19 protein-coding genes, 1 CRISPR repeat array and 1 riboswitch (1 of these 21 only partly in view) are annotated in these 18536 nt (G+C 54.2%); of the genes, 8 read left to right on the top strand and 11 right to left on the bottom strand.

Annotated features, from left to right (window positions below; translation table 11 throughout):
* Positions 1-24 precede the first annotated feature (24 nt).
* The 5 genes from HVE01_RS06065 to HVE01_RS06045 all read right to left on the bottom strand — a co-directional run bounded on the left by HVE01_RS06065 (position 25) and on the right by HVE01_RS06045 (position 3374).
* A complete protein-coding gene (locus tag HVE01_RS06065; RefSeq protein ID WP_146943032.1) occupies positions 25-432 on the bottom strand; it encodes a DoxX family protein in 408 nt (135 codons plus the stop codon).
* Positions 433-523: 91 nt separating this feature from the next.
* Positions 524-1444 (bottom strand): LysR family transcriptional regulator, encoded by a 921-nt coding sequence (locus HVE01_RS06060; protein WP_146943030.1) that lies wholly within the window; start codon positions 1442-1444, stop codon positions 524-526.
* A complete protein-coding gene (thiE, locus tag HVE01_RS06055) occupies positions 1441-2055 on the bottom strand; it encodes a thiamine phosphate synthase (protein WP_146943028.1) in 615 nt (204 codons plus the stop codon). Before thiE ends, HVE01_RS06060 begins: the two co-directional genes overlap by 4 nt.
* Positions 2045-2854 (bottom strand): hydroxyethylthiazole kinase, encoded by an 810-nt coding sequence (gene thiM / locus HVE01_RS06050; protein WP_146943026.1) that lies wholly within the window; start codon positions 2852-2854, stop codon positions 2045-2047. Before thiM ends, thiE begins: the two co-directional genes overlap by 11 nt.
* Positions 2855-2878: 24 nt before the next feature.
* Positions 2879-2974, bottom strand: a riboswitch (TPP riboswitch).
* A gap of 55 nt (positions 2975-3029) precedes the next feature.
* Positions 3030-3374, bottom strand: coding sequence for a hypothetical protein (locus HVE01_RS06045; RefSeq protein WP_125744966.1), 345 nt, complete (start codon positions 3372-3374; stop codon positions 3030-3032).
* Between the two features lie 238 nt (positions 3375-3612).
* Here HVE01_RS06045 and gloA point away from each other — a divergent pair, with 238 nt between their 5' ends.
* Positions 3613-4146, top strand: coding sequence for a lactoylglutathione lyase (gene gloA / locus HVE01_RS06040; protein ID WP_125744968.1), 534 nt, complete (start codon positions 3613-3615; stop codon positions 4144-4146).
* 1 nt (position 4147) lies between these two features.
* Positions 4148-4513, top strand: coding sequence for a DUF6164 family protein (locus HVE01_RS06035; RefSeq protein ID WP_125744970.1), 366 nt, complete (start codon positions 4148-4150; stop codon positions 4511-4513).
* A 9-nt stretch (positions 4514-4522) separates the two neighbouring features.
* Here the strand turns inward: HVE01_RS06035 and HVE01_RS06030 are convergent, their stop codons facing one another.
* The 4 genes from HVE01_RS06030 to HVE01_RS06015 form a co-directional block, all read right to left on the bottom strand.
* Complete coding sequence (locus HVE01_RS06030) at positions 4523-5215, bottom strand: cupin domain-containing protein (RefSeq protein WP_146943024.1); 693 nt, start codon at positions 5213-5215, stop codon at positions 4523-4525.
* Positions 5216-5337: 122 nt separating this feature from the next.
* Positions 5338-6402 (bottom strand): metal ABC transporter solute-binding protein, Zn/Mn family, encoded by a 1065-nt coding sequence (locus tag HVE01_RS06025; RefSeq protein WP_146943022.1) that lies wholly within the window; start codon positions 6400-6402, stop codon positions 5338-5340.
* Positions 6403-6429: 27 nt separating this feature from the next.
* Positions 6430-7320 carry a metal ABC transporter permease gene (locus tag HVE01_RS06020; RefSeq protein WP_009723865.1) on the bottom strand — a complete coding sequence of 297 codons (891 nt, stop codon included), beginning with the start codon at positions 7318-7320 and terminating at the stop codon, positions 6430-6432.
* Positions 7304-8038, bottom strand: a complete 735-nt coding sequence (locus tag HVE01_RS06015; RefSeq protein ID WP_125744982.1) for a metal ABC transporter ATP-binding protein — start codon at positions 8036-8038, stop codon at positions 7304-7306. The genes HVE01_RS06020 and HVE01_RS06015 overlap by 17 nt, the downstream gene beginning before the upstream one ends.
* Before the next feature lie 581 nt (positions 8039-8619).
* On the opposite strand from HVE01_RS06015, the gene cas1f reads away from it, so the two are divergent.
* Together cas1f and cas3f are read left to right on the top strand one after the other, a co-directional pair.
* The gene (cas1f, locus tag HVE01_RS06010; protein ID WP_146943020.1) at positions 8620-9606 is read left to right on the top strand and encodes a type I-F CRISPR-associated endonuclease Cas1f; all 987 of its coding nucleotides are present in this window, start codon (positions 8620-8622) and stop codon (positions 9604-9606) included.
* Entirely contained in the window at positions 9603-12947 is a 3345-nt protein-coding gene (gene cas3f, locus HVE01_RS06005) for a type I-F CRISPR-associated helicase Cas3f (RefSeq protein ID WP_146943018.1), read from the top strand. Before cas1f ends, cas3f begins: the two co-directional genes overlap by 4 nt.
* Before the next feature lie 2 nt (positions 12948-12949).
* On the opposite strand, the gene HVE01_RS06000 is transcribed toward cas3f, so the two are convergent.
* A complete protein-coding gene (locus HVE01_RS06000; protein WP_146943016.1) occupies positions 12950-13279 on the bottom strand; it encodes a type II toxin-antitoxin system HicB family antitoxin in 330 nt (109 codons plus the stop codon).
* Positions 13280-13295: 16 nt separating this feature from the next.
* Positions 13296-13547 (bottom strand): toxin HicA, encoded by a 252-nt coding sequence (locus HVE01_RS05995; RefSeq protein ID WP_146943014.1) that lies wholly within the window; start codon positions 13545-13547, stop codon positions 13296-13298.
* 243 nt (positions 13548-13790) lie between these two features.
* On the opposite strand from HVE01_RS05995, the gene csy1 reads away from it, so the two are divergent.
* From csy1 to cas6f, 4 genes are read left to right on the top strand one after another with little or no spacing between them, the layout of a single operon-like run.
* Positions 13791-15164 (top strand): type I-F CRISPR-associated protein Csy1, encoded by a 1374-nt coding sequence (csy1, locus tag HVE01_RS05990; RefSeq protein ID WP_146943012.1) that lies wholly within the window; start codon positions 13791-13793, stop codon positions 15162-15164.
* Entirely contained in the window at positions 15157-16125 is a 969-nt protein-coding gene (gene csy2, locus HVE01_RS05985) for a type I-F CRISPR-associated protein Csy2 (protein ID WP_146943010.1), read from the top strand. Before csy1 ends, csy2 begins: the two co-directional genes overlap by 8 nt.
* A 15-nt stretch (positions 16126-16140) precedes the next feature.
* The gene (csy3, locus tag HVE01_RS05980; protein WP_146943008.1) at positions 16141-17166 is read left to right on the top strand and encodes a type I-F CRISPR-associated protein Csy3; all 1026 of its coding nucleotides are present in this window, start codon (positions 16141-16143) and stop codon (positions 17164-17166) included.
* Positions 17167-17169: 3 nt separating this feature from the next.
* On the top strand, positions 17170-17739 hold the full coding sequence (gene cas6f, locus HVE01_RS05975) for a type I-F CRISPR-associated endoribonuclease Cas6/Csy4 (protein ID WP_146943006.1): 570 nt from the start codon (positions 17170-17172) through the stop codon (positions 17737-17739).
* A 129-nt stretch (positions 17740-17868) separates the two neighbouring features.
* Positions 17869-18536: direct repeats of the CRISPR family, unit length 28 nt; unit sequence GTGCGCTGCCGCCCAGGCAGCTCAGAAA; it runs 1991 nt beyond the window's last position.

Genomic DNA, 18536 nt, shown 5'->3' with positions numbered 1-18536 from the left:
CCGAAGCCAATGCGGGCAGAGTGGTTAGGCGAATTTACGGCTGACAACAGCGCTACCGCCACCTAGGCCTGCTTGTACCACCAGGGCAATCGTCCAAAAAATAGGGAATTCCCAGCCACCGCCCGGGTTCGAGAACAGCCAGCCATTACCCAAGTGTACCGAAGCCGCCCCTAGCAGCACGGGGACGAGAGCAAGGCTTACCCAGCGAGTATAAAGGCCTAGTAGCAGTGCTAGGCCACCACCTACTTCGGCAGCAATGGTTAAGTAAGCAAGAACACCCGGCAAGCCCAGGGATTCAAAGTAGCTGACAGTGCCTGGCAGGGTGAAGACAAACACCTTAAGCAAGCCGTGAGCTAAGACCATCACGCCTAAACTGATACGTAGCAAGGCGGTGGCATAAAGGGCGAGTGGTGAAGTATTGGTAGTGGTCATAGCGGTCTCTCTTAGTCGCGAGCATCACCTTGGATGCGATAGTGCCACTTTACAGATGATAGCTAGGGAGATAATCCACTGTTCCTGCACTTCACTGTTGCGATAAAGGCGACAATCCTGGCTCGACTTCCCAGATTGGCGGATCGCCCCATGCTGCCGCCAATAACTCAATAAAGCGCTCTACTTTGGCAGGTAAATAGCGTCGGGCTGGGTAAAGCGCATGGATGTCTAGCAACGCCGGCGGTAAGTTCTGCAAAATCGGTACTAAACGTCCGCTCGCAATGCTGTCAGTGACTAAAAAGCTGGGCTGCTGCGCTATTCCTAAGCCCGCTTCAGCTGCATGCGTCAGCATATCGCCATTGTTGCTCTCTAAGGGGCCAGAAACACTAAGTAGTTGCCGACCAATCCGCCAATCGCCACTATTTTGGCCGCTTCGGTAGCGAAGGCAACGGTGAGATGCCAAATCTTCACTCTTTAGAGGCGTACCGTGCTGGGCGAGGTAATCAGGTGATGCGCAAAACAGCATCCGGCACTGAGTGAGCCGTCGCGCCACTAAGCTAGAGTCGGGCAGGGTGCCAATGCGAATGGCGATATCGTAACCCTCCTCCAGCAAATCAACGCGGCGGTCGTTTAAATCCAAACGCACCTCAAGCCCCGGGTGCGTTTGCATAAACTGTGCAACCAGCGGCGAAAGATAACGTGTGCCGAAGCTCATCGGGCCATTGATACGCAGCCGCCCGTTCACCGTGCTGGTGCCACTGCCGATTTCTGCTGCTGCCTCGTCCAAAGCGATCAAAATGCTTTGCGCACGAACGAGATAGCGTTCGCCTGCTTCCGTGAGGTGCAGCCGCCGCGTGGTGCGCTGAATAAGCCGAGCACCCAATGCCGCTTCAAGTGCCATCACTTGGCGGGACACCCGCGTGCGGGAAAGGTCTAGCGCCTCGGCTGCGCGGGTATAACTGCCCAGCTCGGCGACCTTTACAAACGCCGCGATATGCTCGAGCTGGGTCATTGCGCGTTGAACGCCTGGGCCGCCAGTCGAGGGTCTGGTTGGCCACAAATAGCAGAAATAACCGCAACACCGTTTGCCCCTGCGGCTTTCACTTGAGCAACGTGTTCAGCTTTTAGCCCGCCAATCGCGACGCTGGGCAGTTGGCAAGCACTGGCAAGCCGAGCCAGCCCATCAAAGCCAATTGGCTGGGCGTGATCTTGTTTACTACCAGTTGCAAACACGGGTCCTAAACCGACGTAATTAAGCAGTTCGACGGGAGCCGCCAGAAGTTGGTCAGGCGTGTTAATTGAAAGCCCGATAATGGCGTGCTGGCCAAGTGTGTTGCGCGCTTCCTGAACAGCCGTGTCGCTCTGCCCAACATGTAAGCCATCCGCTTGGCTTGCGAGCGCAACCTTAAGGCGATCATTAATGATCAGAGGGACGCCACTACCAGCCAACATCGCCTTGAGACGTTTGGCCTGGGTGATCATGTGCTCGTCACTAGCGTGTTTATCGCGTAATTGCACCATGGTAACGCCGCCCTGCACAGCAGCTTCAACCGTTTTTTCCAGACCCATGCCAGCACAAAGACCCGCATCGGTGACTAAATAGAGTGAAAGATCAAACGGCATGCACCGCCTCCAATTGAGCAAGAGTCGAAAGGTCGTCAGGGGATAACTGATACAGCGCGTCCAATAGCGCTACTTGGAAGCTGCCCGGACCTTGAGCGTGCTCTCCTGCACGGCTTCCAGCGATGCTAAAACACGCCAAAGCCGCTAGGCTGGCCTCCAACGGCTGCTCGCGGTTTGCGGCCACAAAGCTTGCCACCAGTGCACTCAAGCCGCAGCCCAAGGTCGTCACACGGGGCATCAGCGCATGCCCGCCTGTAAGACGATAATGGTCAGTGCCATCGGTAATGAAATCGCTCTCGCCAGTCACCGCCACCACACAGTGATGTTGCTGTGCCAGCGCAATGGCAGCAGTTGCCGCTTCTTGGGTGCTAGCCGTCGCATCGACCCCACACCCCTGGCTGGCTAATCCGTTAAGTGCTTGTATTTCTGAGGCATTGCCACGAATAACGTTAGGCTGATAAGCCAGCAACGTCTCGCAAACACGCTGGCGAAATGTGGTCGCACCAACAGCCACAGGATCAAGCACCCACGGGATGTGATTTTCATGAGCAGCGCGCGCGGCCATGACCATGGCGTCAGCCCAAGGGGAAGAGAGGGTGCCAATATTAATCGATAGCGCGCCAGCAATCGCTGTGAACTCTGCCACTTCTTCTTGAGCATGCAGCATGGCGGGGGAAGCGCCTATCGCCAATAGCAAATTAGCGGTGCTATTCATCGCCACATAGTTAGTCATGCAATGTACCAGCGGTGTGGTAGCGCGCAGGTCGCGGAGATAATCGCCGAGTGGGCGTGAAGGCATAATATCCTCCCGGCTGGGAGGTGATGCAATTGCACCACGACTCCCTACGCCGGTGTTATCCGGTTCAGGTTCAAAGGGTGCTTCTCAGCCCGTTAAGCAAGGGCGCCCCTGTCGTGATGGTACTATCCTTGGCTTAGATCAATCTGTAAAGCCTGGGCAACGCGAAGCGCGTATATCAACGAAACGAGATGCGGGTTCCGTAGGTGAGCATCTCATCAGGCGTTATCGCTTTACCCTCAACACCAATCATTTCATCGCCACACTGGTCGGCAAACGTAAGCACTCCATGCGTAAGACCCAGCTGGCCAAGGGTGTCGCGAATTTCACCAGTACCCAAAAAAGTACTGACATGGCCATCGGCATTGGTTAAATCGGAGACGCCGTTAGCGTGATGGAAGCGAACCTTATAAATACCATCCATTGACTCGACTTCCACAATCGGTGAAAAGCCATTGTGTATGGCGCGGGCTAACTGCTTCAGGGTTAGGTGGGCGCCGAGGGTCATATCAATCGCGGTCATGGAAAACTCCTGTGGACGTCTCAACGGTGAGGCATCGCTTATGTTGCAGAGCCTGCTTTTTTGTAAAGCTTATGAATAATAAGTGTAGGATTTTTGTTTAGTATTGCCAGTGCGCTGACTGCGACACTGCGCTAGCGAATCCTACATGCTTGTAAGGGCTGGTATTATGGCGCTAAAGCCCTCATGGTAAGTGAGGCTCAGTGGATTCAATGATCGGCATTAGCAACAGGAGAGCAAAATGAGTTTTCAAGGCGAACAACATCCCGGAATCGCGCCCGTCGCGCCACAAACTCAAGGGTTTCGCTTAAATCACACAATGTTGCGGGTGAAAGATCCCGAACGCGCGCTAGCGTTCTACTCCAAGGTATTTGGAATGCAGGTACTGCGCCGGTTGGATTTCGAAGAGATGCAGTTTTCGCTCTACTTCCTCGCCAATCTCGAAAGCAGCGATAGCGTGCCAGAAGATGCTCAAGCACGTACTGCCTGGACCTTCAGTCAGAAAGGCTTGCTGGAGTTGACACATAACTGGGGCACCGAAGATCAGCAGGATTTTGCCTATCACGACGGTAACGCTGAGCCCCAAGGCTTCGGTCATATCTGCTTTAGTGTGCCTGATTTAGAAGCTGCTCAAGCTTGGTTTGATGAGCATGAAGTAACGTTTATCAAGCGCGCGGACCAAGGCAAGATGAAAGACGTTATCTTTGTCAAAGATGCAGATGGCTACTGGATCGAAGTGATTCAGGCAGACCGTATGGCAGCCGTGGGCGACTAATATGGCCCACTTGCTGTTTCGGCTACGCCACGTGACTGATGAAGAAGCGTTGGAAGTACGCCAGTTGCTCGATGAGCAGGGCTTTGATGTGTATGAAACCCAGGCGGGCTTTTTTCGCCTGGGGGTCGATGCCATTTGGCTGCGTAACACCGCTCAGCGTGAGGCCGCTGAAGCAGCATTGGCGGCGTATCAGCAAAAGCGCCAAGCAAACGCACGCCGAGAGCACGCAGAAGCAGTTGCCAGTGGCAGTGCGCCAACACTATGGCGACGCTTCCTTGCCCACCCCGTGCAAGTCGTATTGGTAATGGCCGCCGTGGTGCTAATCGCCCTATTAACATTGCTGCCGTTTATTGGCCTAGTGGGCTAAATTGGCAGATTAATTTGGTAGATTGGCGGCAGCTAAATGTCCGCGCTTTAGGTAAAACTGCACGCCTTCATTACCTGCGCGTAACTGAGGCGCCGCACCTACTGGGTAGCGGCACCAGCTACCGGTAGCGTATTCCTGCCCATCGCAGAGCAGAGAGCCCTCCAGCACAAACAGCTCTAAACCACCGGCAAGCGGTGGATAAGACACCAGTGTATCGGCTTCCCAACGCTCTAGGCTGACCCGCTCTGGGCCATACTGTTCTGAACTGTAGGTGTGCAGCATTTTGTAAGTAATGCCTGGCCGTCGGTCGGGCTGCCAGGGAAGTCGATGGGCAGGCACGGCCAGTTGCAAAATATCGTTTTCATCAAACTGGTGTAACTTCACCAGAATAAGTGCGCCTTCTTCGCCTATTTGCGGGGTATGACCAGTGCCAATCGGGTTGCGTAAGTAGCTGCCTGCCGGGTAGCGACCATGCTCATCGGCAAAGACACCTTCCAGCACTAAAATTTCTTCACCACCACCATGAGTATGGCGATTGAACTGGCTGTTGGGCGCGTAGCGTACCAAGCTGGTGGCTCTGGCGACTTCGTCGCCAATGCGGTCTAGCATCATGCGCTTTACACCAGCGCTGGGGGAGTCCACCCAACGGTACTGATCCGGCGTGACACTGGCAAAGTGGCTAAAATCGGCGTTCAGGCGCATGGTGTTGGCTCTTTGCAAGGGTGAAAATTTGCAGCAGTAGTGCAAGTCTCCCCATCCCTGGGACAAAATGCAACGCAAAAAAATACCGCCCGGCGGCGGTATTCAATAGTTAACTTTTGGGCTTAATGATCATGACCATGATGGTCGTGGTCGTGGTCGTGGTCGTGGTCATGATCGTGGCCATCATGGCCCGGTTCAGCTAATGCTGAGTGGAGCACGTTTGCGTTATGACGCATCATGCCCAAGTAAGTGCTGGCTTCACCCTCACTCGCCAGCGCATCGGCATACAGCGTGCCAGCAATTGGCAGGCGAGTTTCTTCAGCAAGCTGGTTGATGATTGCTTGGTTGGTCATATTCTCGTGGAACAGCGCCTGCACGTTTTCCTGCTCGATGACATCTACAAGCGCGGCCATGCTGGCGCCGCTGGGATCAGCCTCGGTAGACAGGCCGACAGGAGCAAGAAAGTTCACCCCATAAGCACTTGAGAAATAACCAAACGAATCATGGCCGGTAATCACACTGGCGGAAGCGGGAATATCGCTCAGCAACTCACGAATCTCACGATCAGCTTCGTCGATTGCTGCTAAATAGCGCTCAGCATTCGCTTGATAGCTTTCAGCATTGGCGCTGTCTGCTTCGATTAAACCATCGCGAATATTGGCCACGTACACCCGAGCCTGCTGCATATCTTGCCAAGCGTGGGGGTCATCGTCGCCATGTTCATGATCGTGGTGTCCATGGTCATGGTCGTCGTGCCCGTGATCATGATCATGATCGTCATGACTGTGTTCTTCATGGCTGTGTTCTTCGTGACTGTGTTCTTGATGATCGTGTTTGGCAAAAGCACGGGGTTGAATGCCGTTGGTTGCGGTGACCAGGGCACCGGTATAGTCGCTCGACTCAATCAAACGCTCCATCCAGCCCTCAAACAGCAGTCCGTTAAAGACCACCATATCTGCGCTGGCCAGCGCGCGGGCATCGCCAGGGCTTGGCGAATAAACATGGGCATCGCCATCAGGGCCGACAAGCGACGTCACGTCAACATGCTCGCCGCCGACGTTTTCGACCATGTCGGCCAAGATAGAGAAGCTGGTAACCACCTGAACACGGTCGTCAGCCATTGCCGCAGGCAACGCCAGCATGGCCGAAACACCCACCCACCAGCGCGATGAAGAGAAAAGCGACATACAAGGCTCCTTCAAAATAACAAAGAGTTATGACGACTGTTCAAGTGCCAGCGGCGTTGTTTTACGCCGCAGCTTAGCGGCTAAGCTGTGATAGCGGCCGAACAGTGCCGACAGTAGATAGCCCACCCCGGCCAGCAAAATAATGCTCGGCCCTGACGGGGTATCAAGATGAAACGAAATCAATAGCCCGCCGGTACTGGCGATCATGGCCAATACCACGGCAATACCTATCAAGCCTTCCAGCCGCTTACTCCAAAACCGTGCTGCTGTGGCAGGTAGCATCATTAAGCCCACCGCCATTAACGTGCCCAAGGTTTGGAAACCCGCGGTTAAATTCAGCACCAATAGCCCTAAAAAAACGCTATGTACCCAGCTGCTACGGCGGCTTTGCCCGCGTAAAAACAGCGGGTCTAAACACTCCACGACCAACGCGCGGAAAATGATCGCCAAAATAATCACAATCAGCGTGCTGATAGAGGCAATGAGCAGTAGCGCTGTGGAATTAATCGCCAAGATTGAGCCGAACAGAACATGGGTTAAATCCACGCTGCTGCCACCCATGGAAATGAGTAATACCCCGGCTGCCAGCGAGATAATAAAAAAACTCGCCATGGCGGCGTCTTCTCGCTGGCCGCCCATTTTCGACACGGCACCGGCAAGTAACGCCACCATCACGCCAAACAGAACGCCCCCGGCGCTCATCACCGGTAGAGAGAACCCAGCGAGTAAAAAGCCCAGCGCCACCCCAGGCAAAATAGCGTGCGCCATCGCATCGCCAATCAGACTCATGCCCCGTAGCACCAAAAACACGCCCAACGGAGGAGCAGCAAGCGAAAGTGCCAAGCCACCCACGACCGCACGCCGCATAAAGCCATAATCGAAAGGCGCAACAAACCACGCATCAAGCAGTGCCAGCATGACGACCTCCCAAAGCAAACGGCACGACCTTGGCCGATGCATGTTGGTGGTTAAGCGCGCTAGGCGCGATCCAGCGACCATGGCCACCATTTAGCATCAATACCTCATCAGCCAGGCAGCTCAGGTGATCCATATCGTGCAGCACAATAATGATGGTCACGCCTTCATCGGCCATTTGGCGCAAGATGCGAATCAAAATATCCACCGTATCGCTGTCCACGTTGGCAAACGGCTCATCCAGTAACAAAAGCTCCGCTTCCTGCATCAACGTACGGCCAATCAACGCCCGCTGGCGCTGGCCACCGGAAAGCTCACCCAAAGGGCGGTGGGCCAAATGAGAAATGCCCAAGCGCGCCATGATGTCGCGACCCTTGCGATAATGTGCCGCACAGTAGCCTTTCAGCGCCCCATGGCTTGGCCAACTGCCAGTCATTACCAACTCTTCCACGCTCATCGGAAAGGTAAGATCCAGCGCCAGTTGTTGTGGTAACCATGCGCGGCGTGCTTTATCAACGGTGCAAATCACTTTGCCGCTAATAGGCCGCAGTTCACCCATAATCGCCTGGATCAACGTACTTTTGCCCGCCCCATTAGCGCCGATAAGCGCCGTAATAGCGCCGGGTTTTATATCGCCATCGATATGCTCAAGTACCGTGCGACCGCCTTGGGCAAGGTGCAAGTCATGTAGTTGCAGGCGTGAAAGTGAACGCTCACTCATAGCGGCCACCCGCTTGCCCACAAAACTAAACCCCATAAACCTAGCAGCGGCAGCGCCACTAGACCCAACCGCTTCGCGGCAGATAACGACATCAGCGAAAAATGACAAGGACCTTCCTTGTTGTGGCGATGCATATGCTCACTCATTGAGTGTCCTCGCTACCAATAAATAAGTTATAACATAACAGCTGATGAAACCAATAAAGAGGCCAATATTTTACGCGCTCCTTGCGTGCTGACAAACCTGTTGCACTGACAATATTAAATCGCGCCCATTCAATTATGGCCCTGGCATGCAGCGACTACGACACAGCTAATAGCGTCAAGCAGCAATAACTTGCTGGGATGAGACAAGCAGGGCGTACTTTTGCGTAGACAGCGTGAGCAGCACCAGCGCGGAAGCCGCCAACACACGAAACATCGGTATAGCGAATTGCCCCAAATACAAAAAGTAACGCGAAGCGTAGCACGCTGCGCCTAAGGCGTTAGCGTGGAATCGGTGTGGGCTAAGTATGACTAAGGTCAATAGCGAGGTTGGGTAAAGAGTGGTTAGATGGGAGGAGACTAACAAGGAGCGCTGTCATGGATGATTTATCACCGTCAGATCTTAAAACCATCCTTCACTCCAAGCGTGCCAACCTCTACTACCTCCAGCACTGTCGGGTATTGGTGAACGGTGGCCGCGTAGAGTACGTCACCGACGAAGGCAGCAAATCCCGCTACTGGAATATTCCCATTGCCAATACCACCTCACTACTATTAGGAATGGGCACTTCGATAACACAAGCGGCGATGCGCGAACTTGCCAAGGCGGGCGTGTTAGTCGGGTTTTGCGGTGGCGGCGGTACGCCATTATTTGCTGCCAATGAAGTCGATGTGGATGTTGCTTGGCTGACCCCGCAAAGCGAATACCGTCCCACAGAGTACCTGCAATACTGGGTGCGTTTCTGGTTTGACGATACCAAGCGTCTGGATGCCGCCAGGGCATTTCAGCAGGCACGCCTTGCTCGCATTGAAGCGCTCTGGACAAATCGCGTGATGCAAGACGCTGGCTTTAGTATTGCCACTGATCACCTGCACAGCGCACTTGCTCACCACCGTGAAGCGATCAGCAAAGCACCCAGCACCGTCGACTTACTCACCCTGGAAGCCCGACTCACCAAAACGCTTTTCAAGCTGGCCGTGAATGCTGTCGACTACGGTGATTTCACTCGCGCCAAGCGTGGAGCAGGCACCGACCCCGCCAACCGCTTTCTCGATCACGGCAACTATTTAGCCTACGGTTTGGCGGCCACGGCGACTTGGGTGTTGGGAATACCTCACGGACTTGCGGTACTCCACGGCAAAACCCGTCGCGGCGGGTTGGTGTTTGATGTGGCGGACCTGGTCAAAGACGCGGTGATTCTGCCCCAGGCGTTTATTTCCGCTATGCGTGGTGACGAAGAACAGGAGTTTCGCCAAGCGTGTATTGAGCGCTTAACGCGTACCGAATCTCTCGACTTTATGATTGATACGCTCAAGGAAGTCGCCCAGGAGCTGGGGCAAAAGTTGGGGAGCGGCAAGCAATGAACGTGCTGCTGATTTCCCAGTGCAACAAGAACGCCCTTAAACAAACCCGCCGCGTCCTTGATCAGTTTGCCGAACGCCGCGGCGACCGTACTTGGCAGACACCGATCACCCAGGCTGGGCTGGATACCTTGCGCAAACTACTGCGTAAAACCGCCCGCAAGAATACCGCCGTCGCCTGCCACTGGATTCGGGGCCACGACCACAGCGAACTGATGTGGGTGGTGGGGGATGCTTCGCGGTTTAATAACAATGGCGCGGTACCAACTAATACCACGGCACGAGACATCCTTCGCCGCCGCGATGAAAATGACTGGCATAGCGGTGAAGACATTCTATTGCTCACTGCGATGGCTGCTTTACTTCACGACCTGGGAAAAGCTAGTGATGCCTTCCAGCAGCGGCTTAAAGGCAAACTGGAAGGGCGCAACTTATACCGCCATGAATGGATATCGCTACGCCTGTTTCAAGCCTTTGTAGGGGGTGATGACGACGCTACCTGGCTGGCGCGCTTAGCCAAAGGCGGTTATCAAGAGCAGGACTGGTTGGAAGGACTAGAGCGCGATGGTATGGATGGCACTACTTCTATGGTGTTCGATCGCTTACCTCCGCTGGCTGCAGCGCTGGGGTGGTTGGTTCTTAGCCATCACCGGCTACCGTTAAAACCGCCGGAAAAAGATGGTGAAAATGATAGACGCTGGGGCAGAGGCAAGGCGCCCCTTCAGGCGGAGCAACTGGGCGGATTGTTTGCTTCTATTCATGCCGAGTGGAATGAGATCCCCGAGACGCAAGACCCTAAACGGGTAGCGCCGTATTGGCAGTTCAGTAAGGGCTTGCCTGTCAGCACATCCCGCTGGCGCGAACGCGCGGTAAAGTTGGCCTCTCGGTTACAAGCGCGGCTGCAAAATGGTCATCACTGGCTGGAAAGTCGCTACGTCATGCACTTGGCGCGGCTTAGCTTAATGCTGGCCGACCACCACTATTCTAGCCTGGAAAACCCTCTGCACCGCGTGCGCGGTGAGGCACAATATCCGTTGATCGCCAATACCTTGCGTAAAACCGGTAAGCCTAATCAGCCGTTAGACGAGCATATTTTAGGCGTCGAAAAGCACGCTGCTGCCGTTGCTCGCGCGCTACCTAGCGTAGACAGTCACTTAGCCCGCTTGGCGCGCCACAAAGGTTTTCGTAAACGCAGTAGCCACCCACGTTTTCGCTGGCAGGATAAAGCCTTCGACCTCGCTCAATCACTAAGGGAGCGCAGTCAGCGCCAGGGTTTTTTTGGCATCAATATGGCATCCACTGGCTGCGGTAAAACCCTCGCTAATGGACGCATTATGTACGCCTTGGCTGACCCTCAGCAGGGCGCGCGTTTTAGCATTGCGCTAGGGCTGCGCACTCTAACCCTTCAAACCGGCCAAGCTTTACGTGACCGTTTGCATTTAGGTGAAGACGAACTCGCCGTGCGCGTAGGCGGCAGCGCCAATAAAGCGCTGTTTGAGCACTACGAACAAGAAGCCGAAGCCAGTGGTTCGGCGTCCAAGCAAGCGTTGATCGAAGAAGATGCCCACGTAGTATTTGACGGAAATTTTGATAGTCACCCAGTGCTTCGCCGTTTAAGCGACGAACCGGGCACTCGTGCGCTGATCGCCGCCCCCATTTTGGTATGTACTGTTGACCACCTAGTACCTGCCACAGAAAGTACACGGGGCGGGCGACAGATCGTGCCCATGCTGCGCCTAATGAGCAGTGATTTGGTGCTCGATGAAATCGACGATTTCGATATCAGCGACTTACCTGCGCTTACTCGCTTGGTGAATTGGGCGGGGCTGTTGGGATCGCGGGTGCTGCTGTCATCGGCCACTTTGCCGCCCGCGCTGGTAGAGGGTTTGTATGAAGCCTATCGTAGCGGTCGTGAGGCCTTTCAGCGCCACCGGGGCGAACCGGGTTTGGCGGTGGATATTTGCTGCGCCTGGTTCGACGAGCACGACCGCCAACATGAAAACTGCGCTAGTAGCGAGACTTTCAAGGCCGTGCATCAAGATTTTGCCAAGCGCCGATTAGAGCGCCTCGCCAAAAGCCCGGTACGCCGCCGCGCAGATATTTTAGCGTTGCCGCCGCTGGGCAAACGCCCTGAAGAGATAAGGCCAGCCATTGCGACCCTACTGCGTGAGAATGCGCTGGCGCTGCACCAGCAGCATTACTCTATTGATCCACATTCGAGCAAACGAGTCAGCTTCGGCCTTATTCGTATGGCCAATATCGACCCCTTGGTGGATGTGGCCAGGGCACTGTTTCAGCAGGGCACGCCAGAAGGTGTGCGTATTCACCTCTGCGTTTACCACTCTCGACACCCGTTGGTCATGCGCTCTGAAATTGAGCGCCGGTTAGACAAAACGCTGCAGCGGGCCGAACCCGAGCGCGTGTTTCAGCAGCCGGATATCCGCCGCCTGCTGGATAGCAGCGAAGAGAATGATCACCTGTTTATCGTTCTAGGTTCGCCGGTAACGGAAGTGGGCCGTGATCACGATTACGACTGGGCCATTGTCGAACCATCCTCCATGCGCTCGATTATTCAGTTAGCAGGACGGGTATGCCGCCATCGCGAACAGACCTGTGAGGTGCCAAATATTCTGCTCCTGGAAACCAATCTGAAAAACCTTGAGCGCTCGGATGAACCCGCGTTTTATAAGCCAGGCTTCGAAACGAAGATGGACTGGAAACTTAATAGCCACTCACTTAACACGCTGTTAACACCAGATGAGTATCAGGTGATTGATGCCCGCCCTCGCGTGCTGGCGCGAGAAACGCTGCACGCCAAAGATAGCCTAGTAGATCTGGAGCACGAACGGCTGCATCAACTGATGATTGAGCAGCCCGCCGAGCCGTTAACCAAAAAAGAGCTGCGCATCGGCAAGACACCCAAGCCACCGCCCTTAGGAGCCTATAGCTGGCATGTGATACCGCAACTGCATCTAACCGGTGTGTTGATTCAGCGTGACCCATTTCGTAAGCAGCTCGAACCTGAAATAACACTAGCACTGCTACCCGATGAGGGCGGCGAAACCTGGACGCTACATCGCGTAGACGATGGTGCAAGGCGTGGTGAAAAAATTTATATCCCGGTGGAAGAGAGCCTGCTGGCGCGGGTAGACCTGGCAGAAGAGCAGGGCGAGAGGATTCAGCCTTGGGGTGTAAGTGATTACTTAACGGCACTGGCTGACTTGGCGGAAGATTTGGATATCTCCCTGGATCGCGCCGCCCGCACGTTTGGAACCGCCACGGTAGTGGCTAACCCCCAAGGCTGGTGCTACCACTCGGTGCTGGGGTTTTCGAAGAGGAAGTGACGCTAGACGTTAGCTAATCGATCACTGATCAAACGGTTGAGGCTGATATTTTCCTCTGCTGCCTTAATCGCAAGCTCGCGGTGTTTCTCTGGGGGAATACGCACATTAAAACGGCCAGAGTAGTGGCGTTCAGAAAGTGGGAGCGGGGGTGTTTCACCTTCAGCTTCCATGTTGGCCACTACGTCGGAAACTAGAGAAAGAATACCTTCCAACGCTTCTTGGTGGGTATCTGCAAGCCAAGAGAGGCTGGGTAGCTCGGTGCATAAACCAACGAATTCGTTATCCTCTTCTGACCAGCGAATACGGTAGGTGTAATGGGTATGGTTCACCATGGTACTACTCCCATCGTCATGAAGATGACGACAATTTATCAATAGCAGCGAGCGCTTGGCGTACCTGATAAGCCTTGGCTTCTCCATTTTTCCCCCGCTGAATATTAACGCGCGGGTCGCCGGGCCAGGGTGTTTTATACACCCGATGGCTAGTTTTTTGCTGGCGAGGAGGGCCAAAGTAGTGATCGCATAAATAAGCCAATTCGTCGAAGCTCATGCTTTTGGGCTGTCGACGTGCTTTATCCAGAAGCTTATCAAGCTTTGCCATAAGCACTCTCAAATAGTGGTACTAATAATAGTACTGTATTGATTGGATGTCACGCTGGAGACTGCGTGTTCGGCAGCTAAAAATTGCAGCGCATTACTTTTACTGAGCTGTATGTCCAACAGATATTAAAGGATAGCACAGGAAATGATATGCTGCGCACTACTTGGTTTGCAAAAAAAATGGGGCTTGGCCTAGTGTGAATACAGCTTCATTCTAATTAAGTGAGTCCCTTAAGGATGATCTATGGAAAATACTCAGCAGAAGGGTGCTCGAAGCATCATTGAGCAGTTTTTAAAAGAGCGCTTCGATGCCAAAGCGGAAAAGCTAGCTCCTGACGATCCAAAATACCAGGCATTGGTTGAGCAATTTCAATTCGATACCTGGATCAACGATGCGGCAAGGCGCGTTGGTCAACTGCAAGTCGTCACCCACTCCCTCAAGCCTATCCATCCCGATGCTAAAGGCTCCAATCTTTACGCCCCACCGGATTCGCTAAACAAACATTTTCTTGCAGGCAGTCACGCGCTACCCGCTGACTTTTCGGGTGACGTAGTAGGTAACGCTGCAGCACTGGATGTGTATAAATTTTTAAAGTTAGAGTTTGAAGGCAAATCTCTGCTTGAGCGTGTGCTAGAAAACGATACTGAACTGGCAAACGCGTTAAGCGATAATCCCGAACAAGCTCAGGCGTGGATCATCGCCTTTGCGGCGATTACCGAACCGCGTGGTGAGCATGCCTCGCATACCCGAGGCAAACAGCTCTACTGGCTGGTGGGAGATGATGCAGCAGACATAGACAATGACGCTGAGAACTTCCATCTGCTAGCACCGCTCTACGCCACTTCTCTGGCGCACCGTGTCTTTCAAACTATTAACCATGATCGCTTTAGTGAAGAAGCCAAGGAGGCGCGCAAGGCCAAGCGGGAAGGTAAATACGCGGAACAATCCGTGCACAATTACCCCAACCTAGCGGTACAAAAAATGGGCGGCACTAAGCCGCAGAATATCTCACAGTTGAATAGCGAGCGGGGAGGCAACAACTATTTATTGGCATCGCTTCCGCCCAGCTGGAATATCCGCGATATTCGCCCGCCGCTAAAAGTCACCTCCGTGCTTTCTAACCCAGGGGTCTTTGGTAGTCGCTCAGAAGTGCGCTCTCTTGTCAGAGACCTTAAGCGCTTTCTTGAGACCAATCCCTCTACCGACATGCACACCCGCGACCTGCGCGATGACTACACCGCCATGTTGATGGATGAGTTGGCTCTGTTTGCTATGCAGATGCATAGCCTGCCTGCGGGTTGGAGCGACGATGAGAAATGTGAACTAGTCGCCGAAGAAGCCTTCTGGCTAGATCCTGGTCGTGCTGAAGAGGATGTTCCTTTTCGTGAAGCTCGAAACAGTGTGGAGTGGGCAGACGATATTCGCCACCGCTTTGCTAACTGGCTGAATGCCGCGTTAGGCGGAAAGCTGCCTTTGGGTGATGTGGAATTCCGCCACTGGAAGAAAGCGCTGGCGAAAGATACGACCCATCAACGTTTATTAGATCGTGACCGCCGCTGGATGGAAAGCCTAACGGAAGACCTAACTAACCTGCCAGGAGGTGATGACGATGAGTAAAGTGCAAAACCTCTTGGTCCTGCCGCGCCTGCGGGTACAAAACGCCAATGCCATTTCCAGCCCAATGACCTGGGGCTTTCCTTCAATGAGTGCTTTTGTGGGCTTGATGCATGCCCTGGAGCGCAAGCTTTGCGCCGCAGGAATTACCGTTGCTCTCGAAAAGGTCGGTGTTATTTGCCACGACTTTGAAGCCCAGGCCACTGAAGGTGGTTACATTCGCGGCTTTCACCTAACTCGCAATCCAGTAGACAAAACCGGCGGCACAGCAGCGATTGTAGAAGAAGGGCGCGTCCACCTTGATATCACGCTGATTTTCACCGTTGATACGGCTGCTGCCGAAAACGAGCGTGGGCATATTGCCGAGCAAGTCGGCGAGATGGTAGCGGGAATGCGTATCGCTGGGGGCAGTGTGGTGCCTAACCGCAGCGTGCCAAGCTATAAACAACGCCCGCAATGGGTAGCGCTGGATGACGATGAAGGCGAACGGCAAAAACAGTTTGCCAAGCTTAAGCGCCGCTGGTTGCCAGGGTTTGCGCTCACCCTGCGCGATGACTACCTCACCGAACATTTCCAAACGCTGCAACAGCATAATCCCGAGGCGAGTTTGCTGGATGCGTGGCTAGACCTTTCACGGCTCAATCACGATTGCGTTATGGAAAACGAAGGCGAACCGAACGAGAAGCCCGTTTGGCAGGCCCAGCGTCCCTACCGCGGCTGGCTGGTGCCTATCCCCGTGGGGTATGGCGCTATCTCTGATCTTTTTAATTCTGGAGAAGTGGCCAACGCCCGGGATACCAAGACCCGGTTCCGCTTTGTCGAAAGCCTCTACTCTATTGGCGAATGGGTTAGCCCGCACCGCATGAAGCAACCCGAAGACCTGCTTTGGTACGTTGATAACGACGAAGAAGCGGGCCTCTACCGACTCAATAACGACTACCACCTTCGCGCCTCAGCACAGTAAACAAGGAGCTTTATCATGGCTAAAAACGATACCCTTAAAACCGCTTCCGTCCTCGCTTTTGAGCGCAAGCTCGACCCTTCCGATGCGCTGCTTTACGCCAGCAACTGGGATAAGCGGCAAGATGAACCGCAATGGCAGCCGGTTAAGGTGCGTGAAAAATCGGTACGCGGCACTATTTCCAACCGTCTAAAAGCCAAAGACCAAGACCCCGCTAAGCTAGATGCGCAGATTGAAAACCCCAATCTACAAACCGTCGATGTAGCCACACTGCCTCACGATGCAGATACCCTAGTTGCCCGCTTCACCCTGCGCGTACTGGCTGGCGCCGGAACGCCTTCGGCCTGTAATAACGCTGAGTACCAGGCCAAACTGGAACAGGCCGTTGCCGAGTATAAACAAGCGCAAGGCTTTGGCGAGCTGGCGCACCGTTACGCCAACAACCTCGCTAATGGTCGCTTTCTGTGGCGTAACCGCATGGGCGCAGAGCAAGTAGAAGTTAGTATTCGCCAGTTAGCTCAAGGCAAAGCCACCAAAGAGTGGACGTTTGATGCACTGTCACTCTCGTTGCGTGCCTTCGAGGATACGGCCGAGCTGAAAGAGCTTGCGAGCGTCATCGCTTCCGCGCTGGCGGGCGAGCAGCACTTACTGCTAGAAGTGGTGGCCTATGTCCGCATGGGTAGCGGACAAGAGGTGTTCCCCTCTCAAGAGCTGATTCTTGATCGAGGCCGGGGCGACAAGAGCAAAACGCTATATCACGTCAGCGAGATTGCCGGTATTCACTCGCAGAAGCTGGGTAACGCTATCCGTACCATCGATACCTGGTATCCCAATGAAAATGGTGAAGATCTTGGCCCCATCGCCGTCGAGCCTTATGGCTCGGTGACCACCCAGGGCAAAGCGTATCGCCAGCCCAAGCAGAAAGCTGACTTCTACTCACTGCTGGATAACTGGATGATCAAAGACCAAGTGCCTTCTGAGGAGAACCAGCACTTTGTGATGGCAACTCTGATCCGTGGTGGTGTGTTCGGCGAAGCGGGGTAAGCCATGGATAAATATATCGATATCCGTTTAAGGCCCGACCCGGATTTTCCAGAGCCAATGTTAATGGGCGCGCTTTACAACAAGTTGCACCGGGCGCTTTTCGACCTGGAGGCCAATGATATTGGCGTCAGCTTCCCAGATCATAAGCATGGTGTTGGAGCGAGAACACTAGGTGGCCATCTGCGTTTGCATGGCCCCCATGCGCGGCTGAAGCAACTGATGGGCGCTGACTGGCTAACCGGTATGCGCGACCACACGCAAGTCAGTGAGCTGCTTGCCGTGCCTGAAGGAGCGAAGCATATCAACGTGGCGCGCAAGCAGTTCAATACGGGCAGCCCAAGCCGCGCAAAACGCTATGCTAAACGGCATAACATCACAGAAGATGAGGCACGGCAGATCTATGCCAAGTTGGCTGAACGACGTATAGAGCTTCCCTTTGTGCAGATTAATAGCCGTTCTACCCAGCAGCGATTCAGCCTGTTTATAGAACACGGCAAGCCTCATGAAAACGCAGTAGCGGGTGCCTTTAACCACTATGGTTTAAGCAGTAACGCTACCGTGCCGTGGTTTTAACCCTTTTTTCTAACGTGAAAATTGGCAACCAATAATCAACCACTTAGCGGTGTCGCTCAAAAAAGGGTGATACCGCTTTTTTTGGCTAAAGCTCTTTAACAATCAGCACATTAATTTTGATATGCTCTAGTGCGCTGCCGCCCAGGCAGCTCAGAAAGTCCAGTAGCTGGTCGGCAAACGAGTCGAAGCGTGCGCTGCCGCCCAGGCAGCTCAGAAAAGAAGAAGAAACGCCCGCCCCTAAGCAGAAGCGTGCGCTGCCGCCCAGGCAGCTCAGAAACAATCACGGCAGCGGGAAGAGGAAAGCAAGGTGTGCGCTGCCGCCCAGGCAGCTCAGAAATGGTGCTAGTGATTAAATCATTGGGGGCAGTTGTGCGCTGCCGCCCAGGCAGCTCAGAAATCCAACGATTGCTACAGCACCGTTATTGGCTTGTGCGCTGCCGCCCAGGCAGCTCAGAAAAAAGGGAAATCACTGGCCTGGTGCTAACTATGGTGCGCTGCCGCCCAGGCAGCTCAGAAATTTGGGCTATAGCCACGAGGACGGCAGCACAAGTGCGCTGCCGCCCAGGCAGCTCAGAAAAAAGATTGCTCAACGAGCAATCAAAGCAAAAAGTGCGCTGCCGCCCAGGCAGCTCAGAAAATCAAGACCGGAGAACTCTAAATAAAAGTAACGTGCGCTGCCGCCCAGGCAGCTCAGAAAAACCGCGTGCGCGGGTTCAACGAACTGTTCTCGTGCGCTGCCGCCCAGGCAGCTCAGAAAACAACCAAGCCGACGAGCTGGCGAACCTGCTAGTGCGCTG

Source organism: Vreelandella venusta, from assembly GCF_007989605.1.
Classification (GTDB): domain Bacteria; phylum Pseudomonadota; class Gammaproteobacteria; order Pseudomonadales; family Halomonadaceae; genus Vreelandella; species Vreelandella venusta.
Note: the sequence above shows the minus strand (reverse complement) of the source record. Positions and strands in the feature narration are given on the sequence as shown.